This window comes from Brevundimonas sp. (genome assembly GCF_050729455.1).
GTDB lineage: Bacteria > Pseudomonadota > Alphaproteobacteria > Caulobacterales > Caulobacteraceae > Brevundimonas.
In genome coordinates, this window is the sequence record NZ_JBOHLI010000003.1 from 103,481 (window position 1) to 121,091 (window position 17,611).

Here is a 17,611-nt window from a genome sequence, read left to right on the forward strand (position 1 = left end):
TCAGACGACAACGGCGCCGCCCCGGTGAGGAGCGACGCCGACTGGTCTATCTGATTCGCGACTTGGTCCGGCGACGGGTCCGCGGGGGACCGCGCCGGAAGGATAGTGACGCCGTTGACTGGCTCAGCCGTCAGTAGCGTTCCTCCTGGCCGCCGTCCCGGTCGCTTTGCAGGGCGCGGATCAGTTCGGCCTCAGCCATGTTCATGTGCTGCGGCTCGGCCAGCAGCGCCACGACTTCGGCTTCGTCCTCAGCTTCCGTGCGCTCATCGACGCGTTGCAGCGTGGTGATGATGTTCTCGCGCAGCTCTTCCGGCACGACGGTGTCGTCGGCGATTTCGCGCAGGGCCACGACCGGGTTCTTGTCGTTGTCGCGATCGAGCGTCAGCGCGGCGCCGTTGGCGATGTTGCGGGCGCGGTGGCCGGCCAGCAGAACCAGACCAAAGCGGTTCGGCACCTTCTCGATGCAGTCTTCGACAGTGACGCGGGCCATGAATTTCCTCTGGCGGCAGGGAGAACCGCACAAAATATAGGGTTAGACGTGATTGTGCAACGCCGCGAAGGCCAGAATGGGGCCTCAGGCGCGCGCTTTCGCCGGAACAGGACGCGCGTCTAACCCGACGGAGCAGGCGGCGGCAAGGGCGGCCGCGCTTCCCCCGACGACGGGATGCCTCCAGTCCGGCGCGATCTCGGCCAGCGGCCCCATGACGAACAGCCGCTCGGCCGCGCGCGGGTGCGGCAGAATCAGCCCCTCCAGATCACCGCTCAGCCGCCCATAGGCGATCAGGTCCAGATCCAGGGTGCGCGGCGCGTTGCGGACGCTGCGGCGGCGGCCGAACACGTCCTCGATCCGGGCCAGCTTGCTCATCAGGGTTCCGGGATCGTGCGCGGTCCGCACGATCACCACCCCGTTCAGGAAGGGCGGGTCGGTCGGATCGGGCCAGGCCTTCGACGACCACCAGGACGAGCGGGCCAGAACATCGACGCCCTCGGCCCGGAAGCGCGCCAGGGCGGCTTCCAGCGACTCTTCGCAAGAGGCCCAGACGCCCTTGTCATTGCAGCCCAGGGCGACGATGACTGCGCCGTCCAGATCGAGGTCGCCCTCGGGGATTTCGGTCGGGACGCTTATATTCTCGACCATTTCCACGGACTCATATTCATGACTGGCCACACGGGCGACCGCATCGCCTTGTTCATCGACGGCGCCAACCTCTACTCGGCGGCCAAGGCGCTCAATGTCGATCTCGACTTCAGAAAGCTGTCCGACTGGTTCGGCCAGAAGAGCCAGCTGGTGCGCGCCTATTATTACACGGCAGTGGTCGAGGGCGAAGAGTTCTCGCCGATCCGGCCGCTGGTCGACTGGCTCGACTACAACGGCTTCACGGTGGTGACCAAGCCGGTCAAGCGCTTCACCGACGCCCAGGGCCATTCGCGCATCAAGGGCAATATGGATATCGAGATCGCGGTCGATATGCTGGAGCTGGCGCCGCGCCTGGACCACATGATCCTGTTCTCGGGCGACGGCGATTTCCGCCGACTGGTGCAGGCGATTCAGGCCAAAGGCGTGCGCGTCACCGTGGTCTCGACCACCCGGACCCAGCCGCCTCAGATCGCTGACGAACTGCGCCGTCAGGCCGACGCCTTCATCGACCTGGCCGATGTCGCGCCCCACTTCAGCAAACCCAAGAGCGCCACTCCTCAGGCCACGGCCCGCACCTTCGACCGGGAGGACCGCACATGACCCGCGCCCTGAACCCCGAGCCGCCGCGCGACTGCCCCCTGTGCCCACGCCTGGTCGCCTATCGGCAGGAAAACATCCGCCAGAACCCCGACTGGTGGAACGGTCCTGCGCCGTCCTTCGGCGATCCCAATGCGCGGCTGCTGATCGCAGGGCTCGCGCCGGGTCGCACAGGAGCCAACCGGACCGGCCGCCCCTTCACCGGCGACCACGCCGGATGGCTGCTCTACGACACCCTGAGGAAGACCGGCTTCGCCCAGGGCGGCTACGATCCCGATGGAAACGACGACCTGACGCTGGTCGACTGCATGATCACCAACGCCGTGCGCTGCGCCCCGCCGCTGAACAAGCCGACGGGCGAAGAGGAGAACACCTGCCGTCCCTTCCTGGTCGACCGTCTGGCCGCCCTGCCCCGGTTGAAGGTGATCGTCACCTTGGGCGACGTGTCGCGCCGCAGCATCCTGCGAACGCTCGGCTATCCCGGCACGGCCATCCCCGCCGGACACGGCGTCGAGGGCAAGGTCGGCGGCTATACGATCATCAACAGCTATCACTGCTCGCGGCTGAACACGAACACGGGCCGGCTGACGCCGCAGATGTTCGAGGAGATCTTCCACCGCGCCAAGCTGGCGCTGGAGGAGTAGATCAGCCGCCGCCGGCGACCTCGCCGGCCACCATGACCGGCGCCGAGGGTTCGCGGAAGTAGCGGTCGATACCCTCGGCGACCGAACGCATCAGGCGGCGACGCGCCCGTTCGTCGGTCAGGACGCGCTCGTCCTCCGGATTGGTGATGAAGCCCATCTCGAACAGGATGGCCGGAACGTCGGGCGCCAGCAGCACGGCCAGACCCGCGTCGCGGTGGCTGCGGCGCAGGAGCGGATGATCTCCGCCTTCCAGATGCGTCAGCAGCACCCGCGCGAACTGAGCCGAACGGTTCTGGGTGGCGCGCTGGGTCATGTCCAGCAGGATGCGGTCGACCGAGGGGTCACGGCCCGGCAAGCGCAGATCGCGCTGCCAGTCGTCTCCGCGCGTGAACTCGCGCACCGCCCGGCCCGCGCCCTGCTCCGACAGGGTATAGACGCTGGCGCCGCGCAGGGCCGGGTCGGTCCCGGCGTCGGCGTGCAGGGAAATGAACAGGTCGGCGCCCGCGTCGCGCGCGATCTGCACCCGGCGGCCGTGAACGACATAGACGTCGCCGTCACGGGTCAGGCGCACGCGATAGCGGCCGGTGCGCTCCAGCGCGGCCTTCAGCTCGCGCGCGGCGGACAGGGTGACGGCCTTTTCCTGGGCGTGAACGCCCTGAGCGCCCGGATCGCGGCCGCCGTGACCGGCGTCGATGACGATCAGGGGCTTTTCGGCGCGCGCCTGTTCGCGGCGCGGCGGCGCGGCGGGGATCAACGCGGCGGCGCCTGTGGCCTTCAGATCAATGACGTAGCGATAGTTTTGAGCCCCGTCGCCCGGCGGCAGCAGGAAGCGGCGCTCGATTTCGGCGCCGCGCGCCAGGTCCAGACGCACGCGCGTCGCACCGCCGGTCGCGCTGACTTCATAGCTGCGCACCAGGCCTGAGCCGTTCCCGTCCAGTCCGCGCCCCGGCGTGATCCCCGACATGGACACGACGACCCGGCCAGTCGATCCGTCCTCGATCACCTGACCGCGCGTGTTCTTGCCCAGATCCAGAACGATGCGGGTGCGCTGGGCGTCTCCGCCGAAACGGACGGCCTTGATTTCACTGTCCGAGCCAAACGCCAGGCCGCGCCCAGCCGTCAGCACGACGGCGCAAATCACGACGAGGGCCAGGCCCGTCATCGCCCATTCACGCACGCCCCAACGGGCCAGATTGTCACGCCACCGGCCATACATGGACGGACTTCACCCTTCTGGTTCAGCCGACAGGGTGAGCAAACGTGCTAAGGATTTCGTTAAGACCTGTAACGGCGGCGGTTCTTTTATTTTCCACAAGTTAGGCCTATGGTGTGATCCGTTCGCGAACGATCGCGCCCTCTGCATGTTTCCGCAGGGCGGGCGCGCCCTCCTCGCAACGCTGACTTTCACCTCATTCCGAGGATCGCCCGGCCTGGCCGACGATCTGACGAACGGGTCCGGGACGCGGCCTTGAACGGCGCGTTCGGATCCAGGACCGACAGAACCTCATGGGCCGACCCGCCTGCGCTCCCGACCGGCAGTTTGATGCCGCTCTCGCTTACCGCGAGGGGATGACGCGCGCCTTGGCCCCCATTTCCATTCGGCGAGCCGCCCCCTTGTCCGCGGATGTATCCGCAGGGCCCGGCCTGGCGCGCCAGAGAGAGACTTTTAATGTCAAAGACAATGCTGATCGATGCGGCGCACGCGGAAGAAACCCGCGTCGCCATCGTGGACGGACGCCAGGTTGAGGAATTCGATTTCGAATCCACGGCCCGCCGCCAGCTTCGCGGCAACATCTATCTCGCCAAGGTCACCCGCGTAGAGCCCAGCCTCCAGGCTGCGTTCATCGAGTACGGCGGCAATCGTCACGGCTTCCTGGCCTTCAACGAAATCCACCCGGACTACTACCAGATCCCGGTCGCCGACCGCGAAGCCATCATGGCCGAAGCGAACTCGGACGACGACGATCACGACGATCTGGGCCGTGAAGGCGACGACGAGTCCGAAGGCGGCCTGGCCGACGAGGAACGTCTGAAGCGCCGCCTGATGCGTCGCTACAAGATCCAGGACGTCATCAAGCGCCGTCAGATCTTGCTGGTGCAGGTCGTCAAGGATGAGCGCGGCGCCAAGGGCGCGGCCCTGACCACCTGGCTGTCGCTGGCCGGCCGTTACTGCGTCCTCATGCCGAACACCGGCAAGGGCGGCGGCATTTCGCGCAAGATCACCAACACCTCCGACCGTCGCCGCCTGAAGGCCGCCGCCTCGGCGCTGAAGGTGCCCAAGGGCATGGGCCTGATCATCCGCACGGCCGGCGCCAAGCGCACTCGCGCCGAGATCAAGCGCGACTATGAATACCTGCTGCGTCTGTGGGAGACGATCCGCGAGACCACGCTGAAGTCGAACGCCCCGGCTGTCATCTACGAAGAAGAAAACCTCGTTCGCCGCGCCGTGCGCGACATGTACGACAAGGACTTCGACGGCATTCAGGTCGAAGGCCTGGAAGGCTTCAAGGAAGCCCGCGACTTCATGCGCGTGCTGATGCCGTCGCAGGCCAAGAAGATCCACCTCTATCAGGGCTCCAAGCCCCTGTTCGCCGCCAACGGCATCGAAGAGGTGCTGACCCAGATCCACCAGCCGGTCGTGCCGCTGAAGTCGGGCGGCTATCTGGTGATCAATCAGACCGAAGCCCTGGTCGCCATCGACGTCAACTCGGGCCGTTCCACCAAGGAGCGCAATGTCGAGGCCACCGCCACCAAGACCAACCTGGAAGCCGCCGTCGAGGCCGCTCGCCAGCTGCGTCTGCGCGACCTTGCCGGCCTGATCGTCATCGACTTCATCGACATGGATGAAGGCAAGAACAACCGCGCCGTCGAGAAGGCGCTGAAGGACGCCCTGGCCAAGGATCGCGCCCGCATCCAGATGGGCCGCATCTCGGGCTTCGGCCTGATGGAGATCAGCCGCCAGCGCCGTCGCCTGGGCGTGATCGAAGGCGCCACCGAGGCCTGCCCGCACTGCCAGGGCGCCGGCCGTATCCGCTCGGCGGAAAGCGCCGCCCTGACCACTCTGCGCGCCGTGGACATCGAAGCCGGCCGCAACGGCGCCGGTTCGGTCAACCTGCGCGTCTCGACCGCCGTCGCCCTCTACATCCTGAACCACAAGCGCAGCTATCTGCAGCGTCTGCTGGAACAGCGCGGCCTGAACGTCGTCATCCAGATCGACGACAGCCTGGCCCAGGGCGAGCACGCCATCGAGCGCACCTCGACCAACGAGGACTTCGTCCCGACCGTCACCCACATCTCGGCCGCCGAGCTGGACGACGGCTATGACGACCACGCCTTCGACCACGAGGACGAAGACGAGGACGAGGAAGTCATCGGCGGCGACGACGAGGACGAAGCCGACCTGGACCGCGAAGACACCGACGACGACGAGGCCCGCGAGCGCGCCGAGCATCACGACGGCGAAGGCCGCGGCCGCGGCCGCCGTCGCCGCCGTCGCGGCGGTCGCCGTGATGAGGAAGGCTCGGAAGAAGCCGTTGATGTCGTCGCCGCCGACGACGAGGACGACGACAGCGAGGCCGGCCGTCGCCGCCGTCGCGGCCGTCGTGGCGGTCGCCGCATGCGTGAAGACGGCGAACGCGACGCCTTCACCTGGGTGCGCGGCCGCACGCCGTCGCTGGACGATCCCTACGTCTGGTTCGACCCGATCAACCCGGCCCCGCGCAGCGAACGCGCGCCGATCGAGGCTTCGGAAGCCCGCGACGTCGAGGCCGTCGCCGACGAGCGTCCGGAAGGCGAACGCGCCGAGCGTGAAGGCGGCCGTTCGCGCCGTCGTCGCGGTCGCGGTCGCGGCCGGGATCGCGGCGGCCTGACCCACGAGGCCAAGGTCGAGGACCGCGCCGTCAACGAGGGCCTGCCCCCCGTCGGCTCGCCGGACACGCCGATCGCCACGATCATTCCCGCCGAGGAAGACGTCGCCAATGCGCCTGAGACCGTGGTCGAAGCCGTCGAGGCGCCCAAGCGTCGCCGTGTGCGCCGCAAGGTCAGCGCCGACGTCGCCGCCGAGGCCGTGATCGAAGCGCCCGCTGAAGCCGAGGCCGAACCGGCCGCGGTCCCCGCCCAGCTGGACGTGGAACCCGTGATCGCCGCCAAGGTCGAGGCCGCCATCGAGCAGGCTCTGGCTCCTGAGCCTGAAACCGCGCCCGAGCCGGTCTCCGTCGTCGAATCGACGCCCGCACCGACGCCCGAAGTCGACGTGGCCGCCATCATCGCCGAGGATCCCAACCAGATCGTCGCGCCGCCCGAGAAGCCGAAGCGCGGCTGGTGGCGCCGTTGATCGGACACGATTAGGCTTGAAGACACGGGGGAGACTGTCGCTCTGGAGTACGCCATGACCAGGCTTCCCCGTGTCGCAAAGTGTGTCGCACTACGTGTCGCCTACCGCTCGCTCGTCTCCGCCACGGCCGCCGTGGCGGTGCTGGCGGCGGCCGGATCAGCCTCGGCCCAGAGCCTGATCCGCGACACCGAGGTCGAGGGAATCATCCGCGAATGGTCCGACCCGGTCTTCACGGCCATGGGTCTGGAACCCTCGGAGGTCGAGGTCCTGCTGGTCAATGATCAGGACCTGAACGCCTTCGCCACGCGCGGGCGGATCATGGGCCTGAACACCGGCCTGATCCTGCAGACCAAGACCCCCAACCAGCTTCTGGGCGTGATCGCCCACGAGGCGGGGCACATCAAGAACCGCCACACCCTGCGCGACGGCGCCCAGAACGCCGGGATGCAGCCGATGATCATGACCATGGCGCTCGGCGCTCTGGCCGCGATCGCGGGCGCGCCGGACGCGGGCGCAGCGCTTCTGGCCTCCAGCCAGTATTTCGGCACCCTAGGCGCCCTGCGCTATATGCAGAGTCAGGAGGGTGAGGCCGACATCACCGGCGCCCGCGCCCTGGAACGCGCCGGGGAATCCGGCAAGGGCATGGTCGAATTCTTCGAGAACTTCCGCTCGCAGGAAGTCTTCTCGGACCAGCGCCGCTATCCCTATTTCCGCAGCCACCCCCTGTCGTCGCAGCGCATCGAGGCCCTGCGTCGTCCGGTCGAGACCGCCGCCCATTACGGTCACCAAGACAGCCCCGAGCGGATGGCCCAGCACGCGCTGGTGGTCGCCAAGATCCGCTCCTTCATGGACAGCCCGAACGCGACGCTGCGCGACTATCCATCGTCCGACACCTCCCTGCCCGCCCGCTACGCCCGGTCCATCGCCTGGTATCGCGACGGCCAGACGGACAAGGCCCTGGGCGCCGTCGACGATCTGCTGACCGAACAGCCGGACAATCCCTACTTCTGGGAGTTGAAGGGCCAGATTCTGTTCGAGGAAAGCCGCCCGGCCGAGGCCATCGGCGCCCATCAGAAGGCCGTCGAGTTGAAACCGGACGCGCCCCTGCTGCGCATCAACCTGGCCCACGCCCTGATCGAGACCAATGACGCCGCCAATCTGGACGCCGCCGTCGATCAGTTGAAGCGCGCCATCGCGCTGGAGAAGGACAACACCCTGGGCTGGCGCCTGCTGTCCCAAGCCTACGCAAGCCAGGGCAAGGAGGGCGAGGCGCGTCTGGCCTCGGCCGAATACTGGTTCGCCCTGGGCCGCACGGAACAGGCCAACCAGTTCGCCATGCGCGCCCGCGACATGCTGGACCGCAACTCCATCGAATGGCGCCGCGCCACCGACATCGTCCTGTCGTCGGGCGCCTCGGAAAAAGACATCACCGACGCCGAGCGCCGCAACGAACAGCGCAACAATCGCGGCGTCATCCTGCCCAACGGCTGACGCCGCCCGCTTACTGCTGCCGAGACTTTCATGACCGACGACGCCCGCCCCGATGCCCCCGAGACCCAGGCCCAGACCCCGACGCCCGCCCCGAAAGGCAGCGTCCTGTCGTCGCTGTCCGGCAAGACCTTGGCCGGCGCGGCTCTGGCCGTCTCGGTTCTGGCGCTGGGCGTGTCCGCTGCCCCCTATCTGACCGGCGGCGACTTCGGCGGACGGGTGCGGTCCTATCTGATCCAGAACCCGCAGGTGCTGGACGAGGTTCTGGCCGCGCGCGACACAATGATCGCTGCCGATCAGGAAAAAGAGGCCGTATTGCACGCTCAGGCGGTCACCGCCGCGATCGCCGCCAACCCGACGCTTCTGGCCCCCGACGCGCGCGACCCCAGCTTCGGCCCCGCCGACGCCAAGGTGACGGTGGTCGAGTTCTTCGACTTCCGCTGCCCGGGCTGCAAGGCCGTGGCCCACGACTATCGCGCCCTGATGGCCGCCCACCCCGAGGTCCGCTTCGTCTTCAAGGACTGGCCCATCCTGGACCGAGGCAGCGACACCAACTCGCAATACGCCGCCCGCGCCGCCCTGGCCGCGCATCAGCAGGGCAAGTACCTGGAAATCTACGACGCCCTGATGACCGAGCGCGCTCTGGACCGCGCCGCCATCGACGGCATCCTGACCCAGCACGGCGTCGACATGACCAGCGCCCAGGCCGCCATCGCCTCGCCCGAAATGACCCGCCACGTCACCGACATCCACACCACGGCCGCGACCCTTGGCCTGAAAGGCACGCCGACTTTCATCGTCAACGGCAAGGCCAGCCCCAGCATCGACCCCGGCGAGGTCGCCAAGCTGATCGAAGCGGCGAAGCGCTAAGCGGCAACCAGCGTCCGTTCGCCGCCGATCCACTCGACGTTGGCGCGTCGGGTCGCTTCGGCGGCGGCGTCTGCGTTGCCCAGCTTCCGCTCGGCCTCGGCCAGCACGAAATAGCTGTAGGGTCGCTGGGCCAGTCCTTCAGCAGTTCCTCGATCCTGGCCTTGGCCCCCGCCGCGTCGCCGCTGGCCAGCAGGGCCGCCGCCAGACTGCGACGCGTCGGATACCAGATGATCGGCGGATCGCCGCCCTCGTCGTCCATGGCCTGGATTTGCGCGGCGCGGGTGAAGGCGGCGACGGCGGCGCTCGCATTGCCCTCGATCATGGCCGCCCGGCCTTCCAGAATGCGCTGGGACAGTTCGGTGAAGACCGCCCGCTGCTCGGCCATAGGCCCGACAAAGGTTGTCGCCTCACGCAGGGCCTTGATGGCGTCCGCCTCGGCGCGCACGGCGGCGGCGTCACCCGCCCGCGCGGCGGCCTCGCCCCGCGCATAGCGCCAGCTGATCCGCAGCAAGGGATGGGTCGCCGGCGGCTCCTTCAGCGCCGCCACCTGCTCCGGCGTGCCGAAGCGGCCATAGAGGGCGTAGGCGTTGTTGGCGACGATCTGGCGCCAGTACTCCTGGGCGCCGATGTTCGGATAGGTGGTCAGGAACCAGTCGGCGAGCTTCAAGCCCTCCTCGCCGCCCCCGGCCATTAGGGCGCCGCCCATGCCGAAGTGGATGTTGTGGGCGTGCAGCCGCATCGCCGGAACCCCGCCCGGCGGCTTGGCCAGGGCGTCATAGCGCCGGTCCAGCGCCACGGCGTTGACGTTGCTCTGCATCGCATCCCGATAGCGCCCGACGCGGTAATAGGTATGCGACGGCATATGCACCAGATGACTGGCCGCCGGGGCCAGCAGGGCCAGCTTCTCGCCGTAGGGAATGGCCTTGTGCGGGTCGTCCGACCATTCGGTCAGGTGGATATAGAGGTGGATCGCCCCCGGATCGTTCGGGGCCTTGGCCAGGGCCTGTTCCAGCAGGCCCATGGCGCGCGGGATGGCCGGATCAGCGGCCTTGCCGTCGTCGTCCCACCATTCGTCAGCGGCCAGCAGCCAGGCGTCGGCGGTGATGTTGGCGATGGCCCCGTCATCGGGGTTCTGGCGCGCGATCCGGTCCATGCGCTGGGCGAAGCGGTCGGCGCGGCTCTTTTCCGATCCGGAATAGCGCTGGATCAGGGCGTCGATCATCTGGCGCTGCACCGGCGTGGCGTCGCGGGCCAGACCACGGGCGTCGCGGGCGGCCTTGCGGGCCGCCTCGATCGAGGCCTTGTCCTGACCGCCGCCGTTCAGATTGGGGCCGATGGCCCAGGCTTCGCCCCAGGCGCACATCCCGCAGGACGGGTCCAGCGCCCGCGCCTTGCGGAAGGCCCGCACCGATTCGGTGTGCTCGAACGCCCAGCGCAGCCGCACCCCGTGGTCGAACCAGGCCTGGGCCTCGGGATTGGTCGTATCGATCTTGAAGCCGCCGGTTCCGAAGCCCTCGACCATGACGATGTCGTCAGCCGGGATGGCCTCGATGGCCGAGCCGCCGGGACCGCAGACCTGCGGCTGGTCCAGCAGGTCGCGCACGGCCTTGTCCGCGGTTGCGTCCGCCACCGCCATCGGCCCGATCATCCAGGCCGCCAGGGCCGTGCAGGCCATCAATCCGAAACGCATCTTCCCTCTCCCCAGAGCAGACGGGAGAGTGCGCGTCCGACGACGGCCGGGCAAGCCGCCCCGGAATCCCGGAATGGAGTCGCGGTTCCTAGATCAGGCCTGCCAGCGGCGAGGACGGATCGGCGTAGAACCGCTTCTTCATGCGACCGGCCAGATAGGATTCCCGCCCAGCGATGACCGCGTGCTTCATGGCGCTGGCCATCAGCAGCGGATCGCGCGCCTCGGCGATGGCGGTGTTCATCAGCACGCCGTCGCAGCCCAGTTCCATGGCGATGGCGGCGTCCGAGGCCGTGCCAACGCCGGCATCGACCAGCACCGGCACCTTGGACTGCTCGACGATCAGACGGATGTTGATCGGGTTCTGCACGCCCAGACCCGAGCCGATCGGCGCGCCCAGCGGCATGATGGCCACGGCGCCCGCGTCTTCCAGCTTGCGCGCATAGACGGGATCGTCGGTGCAATAGACCATGACCTCAAAGCCCTCGGCGGTCAGCAACTTGAGCGACCGCAGGGTTTCTTCCATGTCGGGGAACAGGGTGCGCTGGTCGGCCAGAACCTCCAGCTTCACCAGGGTCCAGCCGCCCGCCTCTCGCGCCAGGCGCAAGGTCCGCACCGCGTCCTCGCCGGTGAAGCAGCCCGCCGTATTGGGCAGGTAGGTGTATTTCTTCGGGTCGAGGAAGTCCGTCAGCACCGGCTGGTTCGGATCGGTCAGGTTCACCCGGCGCACCGCCACGGTGACCATCTCGGCGCCCGACGCCTCGGCCGCCGCCGCGTTCTGGGCGTAGTCCCGGTACTTGCCGGTGCCCACGATCAGGCGCGAGTTGAAGGTGCGGCCGGCGACGGTCCAGCTGTCGGTGCGGGGGGCTGTATCGGTCATGCCCCTGACCTAGCGCCGCCGGGCCGTGGGGGGAAGCGGCGTTGCGGGATTTGATGGGCCTACCCCTTCCTTCCCGCTCATCCCGGCGGACGCCGGGATGAGCGGTGGATAGGGCGGCGTCAGCCGCCGCCCACGAACTGCACCAGCTCGATCCTGTCGCCCTCGGCCAGCGCCGTCTCGCCGTGCAGCGAGCGCGGCACGATCTCCAGATTGCGCTCGACCGCCACCTTCTTGGGGTCCAGCGACAACTCCTGAACCAGGCCCAGAATGGTCGTGGCGGCGGTGTCCCGCCCCTCGCCGTTGACTTCGATACGCAAACTGTTCGCTCCAAGGGATGCAGGCGGGAGGCGAAGCCCCATTCAAGTGGCGCAGATAATGAGGGTTCACGCGTCGGACTTCAAATCCCGGACCTTATGACCGCAACCGACCCGTTGCGGACATTCCTCCCGTCTGGACCATGTGCAAACCTCGCTTCGCGACCCATTGCGGATCCTTAGGCGAGCTTCGTCCCATTACCGAGCAACGAGTTGGCCCTCTGGGACCGCCAAACACCCCAGAATCCTATGGCGTAGGCCGCGCCCAAAACGAAGACGAACGCAGATGCAGCAACCGCGAAGGTCTCAATCGGGGAGGCCCAGTTAGCCCGGCTAAGAAACGGGATGACGACGAGGCCGCGCAGGAGAAAAATCAGGGCGACGCCACCCAACACCGTTTTGAGCAGTGGCAGCGGACGGATCCAGCCTGCTCCCGAGAAAGCGTATACCCCCCACACAGTCAGCAGCGCTGCTATCCCGAGCGCCCCAGCAGGAGCTAGCCAAGTGCCCTCCATCGCGGAGCGCACTACTGAGGACGGCGCACCGACAAACTCAATCCACCGCGGCCCACCAGCCAATGCGGCAACGTGAACGCCTGCCCCCACAAAGACGCCGAGCCCACCCAATACGAGGCACTGCTTCTCAAGCGTCATCGGCTGTCTCCCTAGATGCAGCGTAACACCTAGCGTGGCTCAGCTTGGCCGTCCAATGTCTGTTCTCCACCCCTAGCTGACATTCAAGCGGTCCGCTTTGCGGCACCTCCATAGCCGGTTCGACACCCCGCACCTCCCCCAGCGTCAACCTTTTCAACCACCCGCTTTGCGGCGCGCCACACCTGAGCTACAACGCGCGCTCGATTCCGCGCGGACACGGCGCGCCTGTTTTGCGAGCGAATGCCCGAAACCCTCACCCTGCATGTCCTGAACGGGCCCAACCTGAACCTTCTCGGGGTTCGGGAGCCGGACATCTATGGCCACGAGACCCTGGCCGATGTTCAGGCCATGTGCGAGGCGGCGGCCGAGGGCGCGCGGGTCGTGTTCCGCCAGTCGAACCACGAAGGCCAGTTGGTCGACTGGATCCAGGAAGCCCGGCTTGAGGCCAGCGCACTGGTCATCAATCCTGCGGCCTTCACCCACACCTCGGTAGCCCTTCTGGATGCGTTGAAGACGCTGAGCATCCCCGTGGTCGAATGCCATCTGTCGAACCCCGCCGCGCGCGAGGCGTTCCGACATCACTCCTATGTTTCCCTGGCCGCGACCGGCGTCATCGCCGGCTTCGGCCCTCGCAGCTACGAACTGGCCGTCCGGGCCGCTCTGGATCTGGCGCGCCGCGCCGGGGCCCAGGGCTGACCCCCTCGCGCCGCAAGAAGATCAAGTAGAAGAGACCCCCATGTCCGACGACAAGCACAAGAACGACGCCATCGACGCCGGCCTGATCCGCAGCCTGGCCGACATCCTCAACGACACTGGCTTGACCGAGATCGAGGTCGAGCGCGGCGAACTGCGTATCCGCGTCGCTCGTGAAGTCACCGTCGCCGCCGCCCCGATCCAGTACGCCGCCGCCCCGGCCCCGGTCGCCCACGCCGCTCCGGCCGCCGCCGCCCCGGCCTCGATGCCGTCGGACCCGGCCGCCCTCGTCTCCCGCAAGGGTGAAGAGGTGAAGTCGCCGATGGTCGGCACCGCCTACCTGCAGCCGTCGCCGGAGGCTCCCGCCTTCGTGAAGCCGGGCGACAAGGTCAAGAAGGGCCAGACCCTGCTGATCGTCGAGGCCATGAAGACCATGAACCCGATCCAGGCCCCGCGCGACGGCGTCGTGTCGGAAATCCTGGTCGGCGACGCCCAGCCGGTCGAGTTCGGCGAAGCTCTGGTTATGCTGGAAGCCTGAGACCCGTCATGTTCACCAAGGTCCTGATCGCCAACCGCGGCGAAATCGCCCTGCGCATCCACCGGGCGTGCAAGGAGATGGGCATCTCCACCGTCGCCGTGCACTCCGAGGCCGACCGCGGCGCCATGTGGGTGCGCCTGGCCGACGAAAGCGTCTGCATCGGCCCCGCGCCAGCGGCCAAGTCCTATCTGAACATCCCGCAGATCATCGCTGCGGCGGAAATCACCGGCGCCCAGGCGATCCACCCGGGCTATGGCTTCCTGTCCGAGAACGCCCGCTTCGCCGAGATCATCGAGGCCCACGGCCTGACCTTCATCGGCCCCAAGCCCGAGCATATCCGGGTCATGGGCGACAAGATCACCGCCAAGAAGACGGTCATGGACGCGGGCATTCCCGTCGTCCCCGGCTCTGACGGCGAGGTCGAAACCGTCGAGGCCGCCATCGCGGCGTCCAAGACCATCGGCTTCCCCCTGATCGTCAAGGCCGCCGCCGGCGGCGGCGGTCGCGGCATGAAGGTCGCCCTGACCGCCGACGACCTGGTCGAGGCCGTTCAGACCGCTCAGACCGAGGCCAAGGCCGCCTTCGGCAACGGCGCCGTCTACATGGAGCGCTACCTCCAGAAGCCGCGCCACATCGAGATCCAGGTCATCGCCGACAGCCACGGCAACGTCGTCCACCTGGGCGAACGCGACTGCTCGCTGCAGCGCCGCCACCAGAAGGTGCTGGAAGAGGCCCCCTCGCCCGCCCTGTCGGCCGAAGGTCGCAAGAAGATCGGCGAGACGGTCAACAAGGCCATCGCCGCCATCGGCTACCTGGGCGTCGGCACCATCGAGTTCCTGTGGGAAGACGGCGAGTTCTTCTTCATCGAGATGAACACCCGCCTGCAGGTCGAGCACCCGGTCACGGAAATGATCACGGGCGTCGATCTGGTGCGCGAACAGATCCGCATCGCCGCCGGCCTGCCGCTGTCCTTCACCCAGGACGACATCCACTTCGAGGGTCACTCCATCGAAGTGCGGATCAACGCCGAAAACGCCGAGACCTTCACCCCGTCGCCGGGCACGATCACGGACTTCCACGCACCGGGCGGCCTGGGCGTGCGCCTGGATAGCGCCATCTACGCCGGCTACTCGATCCCGCCCTACTACGACAGCCTGATCGGCAAGCTGATCGTTCACGGCCGCGACCGCGAGGAAGCCCTGGCCCGCCTCAAGCGTTCGCTGGGCGAGATGGTCATCGGCGGCGTCGACACCACCATCCCCCTGTTCCAGAAGCTGTTGGCCGAGCCCGATATCCTGTCGGGCGACTACGACATCCACTGGCTGGAGAAGTGGGCCGCCGCCCAGAAGGCCAAGGCCTAAAGGCCCGCCTTGGACGACCCCGAGTTCAGCGCCAGCAGCCCCTACGGCGTCTTCGGACCCGAGGAGCTGCTGGCCTGCTACGCTCGCGGCGTCTTTCCGATGGCCGAGGCGCGTGACGATCCGCGCGTCTTTCTGGTCGAGCCTGACCAGCGGGGCGTCATTCCGCTGGATCGCTTCCATATCCCGTCACGCCTGCGCCGCACCGTCCGAGGCGAGCCCTTCCAGGTGCGCGTCGATACGGCCTTCGCCGCCATATTGGACGCCTGCGCGGCCTCCATGCCGGGCCGCGAGGACACCTGGATCAATGATCCGATCCGCCGCCTCTATCTGGAGCTTCACGCGCGCGGGCACGCCCACAGTATCGAGTGCTGGCAGGACGACGTGCTGGTCGGCGGCCTCTACGGGGTGACCCTGGGCGGCGCCTTCTTCGGCGAGAGTATGTTCAGCCGGGCGCGCGATGCGTCGAAGGTCGCCCTGGTGCATCTGGTGGCGCGGCTGCGATTGGGTGGATGGGGCCTGCTGGACGCCCAGTTCCTGACCGAGCACCTGAGCCAGTTCGGCGCCGTCGAGACGCCGCAGACGGCCTATCTGCGGCTGCTGAAGCCCGCCTTGCGCCTGACGCCTGACAAGTCGGCCCTGACCGCGCCCCTGACGGGCGCGGAGGCCGTGGCCTATGCCTTACAGCCGACCACCCAGGCGTCGTAGATCGGGTGTTGCAGGCCGCTGACGCCCGGCGATGAGGCGAACATCCAGCCCTTGAAGATCTGGCGCGCCTCGGTCGGCACGGCGACGCCGCGCGGCTGAACCCCGACTTCCAGATAGGCGACCGCGTCCTCGGTCAGTTCGTCCGAGGCCGAGACCTCGCAGGCGCGGGCGCTGAAGATCAGGGTCTTGTTGAAGCGCACCGGGCGACCGCCGACCTCGACCTCGAACCGCATCGACTCGGCCGTGACCTTGTCGATGGCGTGAATGATGGCGACCGGACGGCGCTGGCGGCGGCCGGGCGTGGCCACGGGCGCGGACGCCGGCTTGGGCGCTTCGGCAGCAGCCGCCTCGGGCGGCGCTTCTTCCTGAACGGCGGCGACTTCTGTTCCCAGGACCACGGGCTCGCCCGGAAGCGGGGTCGGAACGCCGGCGGGTGGCGTCGCGGCAGGCGCGGTCGGCGCGGGCTGAGCCGCAGGGGCCGTCGGCGTGGCCTGGGGCGGCGCGCGGTTGGCGTCGCGCAGCAAATCGCCGACGGGATCCTGAACCGGAGTCGCATCCTGCGGCAGGTCCATCAGGGCGCCGGCCATGCCCGCGCCCGAGACCGCCAGTCCCGCCACGGCTACGCCGATCAGCAGGACGCGTCGTTTCATTCCGGGCTCCAGGCCTGGTAGTCGCCGGTGGCGGCGGGACGCTTGCCCTCGTTCAGCAACGAGCCTTGCGGACGCCACGCCATCGGCGTGCCGGTCAGGTTCGGCAAATGGTCCTTTTCCCAGGCGCGGCGGGGCAAAGCCTTCTCAGCGGGCGATTCATCATAGGTGTAGCGCAGCCAGCCCTGCCACTCCGGCGGGACCTTGGAGGCGTCGGCATAGCCGTCGTAGATGACCCAGCGGCGCTTGCGGCCGTCATAGCTGACGTTGTCGCGCGACTGGTAATAGCGGTTGCCGAACTCGTCCGTGCCGACCAGTTGGCCGCGGCGGGCCACGGTGAACAGGGTGCCGATCGTGGCGCCGTTCCACCAAGCGAAAATCTTGTTCAGCACGTCGTCGAACTCACTTGAATTCCACCGCGCGGGGAGGTCCGGCGGCGCAAGATGATCATAGAAACCGCAGCCGCCCGCGTCCAGCCCAGGGTCGGTATGAGACGCGACGGCGCGCCATCAACATCTTGGGGGTAACCCTGACTCTGACCGCAAGATTTATTGAAACCTCTCGCACGGCGTCGTTAATGTCGCGATCAGGACACGCGCGGAGACGTTTGATGCGCATCAAGCCCCGATTTGCTCCCCTCGCCGCGACCCTGGCGCTGGAGCCTCGCCTGATCGAACGCCCCGGCGCGATGACGCCGACGCTTGTTCCCGGCGACTGGTCCGATGTTCGCGTCGAAGCCTGGCTGGACTGGGCCGAAAGCCTGCCGATCGACCTGCCGGAAGACGCCGCTGCTCTGGACGAAGACCACGCCGCCTGGCTGGGCGGCGCCGCCGACCGCTGGGCGCATCGTCTCGGCGCCTGGGGGCGAGAGTTGGGCCTGTTCGACAGCGCCGATGACGCCGAAGCCTTCACCGACGAGCTGTGGGCCGCTTTGCTGCTCGGCCTCGCGGCGCCCGCCATCGGCGAGACCACGCTCGCCCCCGGCTTCATGGCCCTGAGCGAACCCGGCGCCGCGCGGCGCCTGGCCGATCTGACGGCCGCCCGGCGCGGCGAACGCCTGGCC

18 protein-coding genes and 1 pseudogene are annotated in these 17,611 nt (G+C 68.0%); 10 read left to right on the top strand and 9 right to left on the bottom strand.

Features of this window, described 5'->3' with window-relative positions:
• Window positions 1–130: 130 nt before the first annotated feature.
• Both rpoZ and folK read right to left on the bottom strand, forming a co-directional pair.
• Complete coding sequence (rpoZ, locus tag ACREEF_RS01795; protein WP_431563901.1) at window positions 131–490, bottom strand: DNA-directed RNA polymerase subunit omega; 360 nt, start codon at window positions 488–490, stop codon at window positions 131–133.
• 84 nt (window positions 491–574) lie between these two features.
• The gene (folK, locus tag ACREEF_RS01800; protein WP_431563920.1) at window positions 575–1,138 is read right to left on the bottom strand and encodes a 2-amino-4-hydroxy-6-hydroxymethyldihydropteridine diphosphokinase; all 564 of its coding nucleotides are present in this window, start codon (window positions 1,136–1,138) and stop codon (window positions 575–577) included.
• An 18-nt stretch (window positions 1,139–1,156) separates the two neighbouring features.
• Here folK and ACREEF_RS01805 point away from each other — a divergent pair, with 18 nt between their 5' ends.
• Both ACREEF_RS01805 and ACREEF_RS01810 read left to right on the top strand, forming a co-directional pair.
• Window positions 1,157–1,738, top strand: coding sequence for an NYN domain-containing protein (locus tag ACREEF_RS01805; protein WP_431563902.1), 582 nt, complete (start codon window positions 1,157–1,159; stop codon window positions 1,736–1,738).
• On the top strand, window positions 1,735–2,379 hold the full coding sequence (locus tag ACREEF_RS01810) for a uracil-DNA glycosylase (RefSeq protein ID WP_431563903.1): 645 nt from the start codon (window positions 1,735–1,737) through the stop codon (window positions 2,377–2,379). The genes ACREEF_RS01805 and ACREEF_RS01810 overlap by 4 nt, the downstream gene beginning before the upstream one ends.
• Window position 2,380: 1 nt before the next feature.
• Here ACREEF_RS01810 and ACREEF_RS01815 read toward each other — a convergent pair whose 3' ends face one another.
• The gene (locus ACREEF_RS01815; protein WP_431563904.1) at window positions 2,381–3,595 is read right to left on the bottom strand and encodes an N-acetylmuramoyl-L-alanine amidase family protein; all 1,215 of its coding nucleotides are present in this window, start codon (window positions 3,593–3,595) and stop codon (window positions 2,381–2,383) included.
• A gap of 453 nt (window positions 3,596–4,048) precedes the next feature.
• Between ACREEF_RS01815 and ACREEF_RS01820 the strand changes: the two genes are divergently transcribed.
• From ACREEF_RS01820 to ACREEF_RS01830, 3 genes are read left to right on the top strand one after another with little or no spacing between them, the layout of a single operon-like run.
• On the top strand, window positions 4,049–6,712 hold the full coding sequence (locus ACREEF_RS01820) for an Rne/Rng family ribonuclease (RefSeq protein WP_431563905.1): 2,664 nt from the start codon (window positions 4,049–4,051) through the stop codon (window positions 6,710–6,712).
• A 54-nt stretch (window positions 6,713–6,766) separates the two neighbouring features.
• Complete coding sequence (locus ACREEF_RS01825; RefSeq protein ID WP_431563906.1) at window positions 6,767–8,203, top strand: M48 family metalloprotease; 1,437 nt, start codon at window positions 6,767–6,769, stop codon at window positions 8,201–8,203.
• 30 nt (window positions 8,204–8,233) lie between these two features.
• Window positions 8,234–9,070, top strand: a complete 837-nt coding sequence (locus ACREEF_RS01830) for a DsbA family protein (RefSeq protein ID WP_431563907.1) — start codon at window positions 8,234–8,236, stop codon at window positions 9,068–9,070.
• Here the strand turns inward: ACREEF_RS01830 and ACREEF_RS01835 are convergent.
• The 4 genes from ACREEF_RS01835 to ACREEF_RS01850 form a co-directional block, all read right to left on the bottom strand.
• Window positions 9,000–10,760, bottom strand: a complete 1,761-nt coding sequence (locus tag ACREEF_RS01835) for a tetratricopeptide repeat protein (protein ID WP_431563908.1) — start codon at window positions 10,758–10,760, stop codon at window positions 9,000–9,002. The genes ACREEF_RS01830 and ACREEF_RS01835 overlap by 71 nt on opposite strands.
• 88 nt (window positions 10,761–10,848) lie before the next feature.
• Window positions 10,849–11,637, bottom strand: a complete 789-nt coding sequence (locus tag ACREEF_RS01840; protein ID WP_431563909.1) for a thiazole synthase — start codon at window positions 11,635–11,637, stop codon at window positions 10,849–10,851.
• Window positions 11,638–11,756: 119 nt separating this feature from the next.
• A complete protein-coding gene (thiS, locus tag ACREEF_RS01845; protein ID WP_207826766.1) occupies window positions 11,757–11,954 on the bottom strand; it encodes a sulfur carrier protein ThiS in 198 nt (65 codons plus the stop codon).
• Window positions 11,955–12,130: 176 nt separating this feature from the next.
• The gene (locus ACREEF_RS01850) at window positions 12,131–12,604 is read right to left on the bottom strand and encodes a hypothetical protein (protein ID WP_431563910.1); all 474 of its coding nucleotides are present in this window, start codon (window positions 12,602–12,604) and stop codon (window positions 12,131–12,133) included.
• 240 nt (window positions 12,605–12,844) lie between these two features.
• On the opposite strand from ACREEF_RS01850, the gene aroQ reads away from it, so the two are divergent.
• From aroQ to aat, 4 genes are read left to right on the top strand one after another with little or no spacing between them, the layout of a single operon-like run.
• Window positions 12,845–13,300 (top strand): type II 3-dehydroquinate dehydratase, encoded by a 456-nt coding sequence (gene aroQ, locus ACREEF_RS01855; RefSeq protein WP_431563911.1) that lies wholly within the window; start codon window positions 12,845–12,847, stop codon window positions 13,298–13,300.
• A 40-nt stretch (window positions 13,301–13,340) separates the two neighbouring features.
• Window positions 13,341–13,835, top strand: coding sequence for an acetyl-CoA carboxylase biotin carboxyl carrier protein (gene accB / locus ACREEF_RS01860; RefSeq protein WP_431563912.1), 495 nt, complete (start codon window positions 13,341–13,343; stop codon window positions 13,833–13,835).
• 8 nt (window positions 13,836–13,843) lie between these two features.
• Complete coding sequence (gene accC, locus ACREEF_RS01865; protein WP_431563913.1) at window positions 13,844–15,196, top strand: acetyl-CoA carboxylase biotin carboxylase subunit; 1,353 nt, start codon at window positions 13,844–13,846, stop codon at window positions 15,194–15,196.
• Window positions 15,197–15,205: 9 nt separating this feature from the next.
• A complete protein-coding gene (gene aat / locus ACREEF_RS01870) occupies window positions 15,206–15,901 on the top strand; it encodes a leucyl/phenylalanyl-tRNA--protein transferase (RefSeq protein WP_431563914.1) in 696 nt (231 codons plus the stop codon).
• Here aat and ACREEF_RS01875 read toward each other — a convergent pair.
• The gene (locus ACREEF_RS01875; RefSeq protein WP_431563915.1) at window positions 15,868–16,551 is read right to left on the bottom strand and encodes a DUF2155 domain-containing protein; all 684 of its coding nucleotides are present in this window, start codon (window positions 16,549–16,551) and stop codon (window positions 15,868–15,870) included. The genes aat and ACREEF_RS01875 overlap by 34 nt on opposite strands.
• Window positions 16,548–16,940 (bottom strand): NADH:ubiquinone oxidoreductase subunit NDUFA12, encoded by a 393-nt coding sequence (locus ACREEF_RS01880; RefSeq protein ID WP_431563916.1) that lies wholly within the window; start codon window positions 16,938–16,940, stop codon window positions 16,548–16,550. The genes ACREEF_RS01875 and ACREEF_RS01880 overlap by 4 nt, the downstream gene beginning before the upstream one ends.
• Before the next feature lie 218 nt (window positions 16,941–17,158).
• On the opposite strand from ACREEF_RS01880, the pseudogene ACREEF_RS01885 reads away from it, so the two are divergent.
• Window positions 17,159–17,611: pseudogene (locus ACREEF_RS01885) on the top strand (hypothetical protein); the annotation flags it as partial.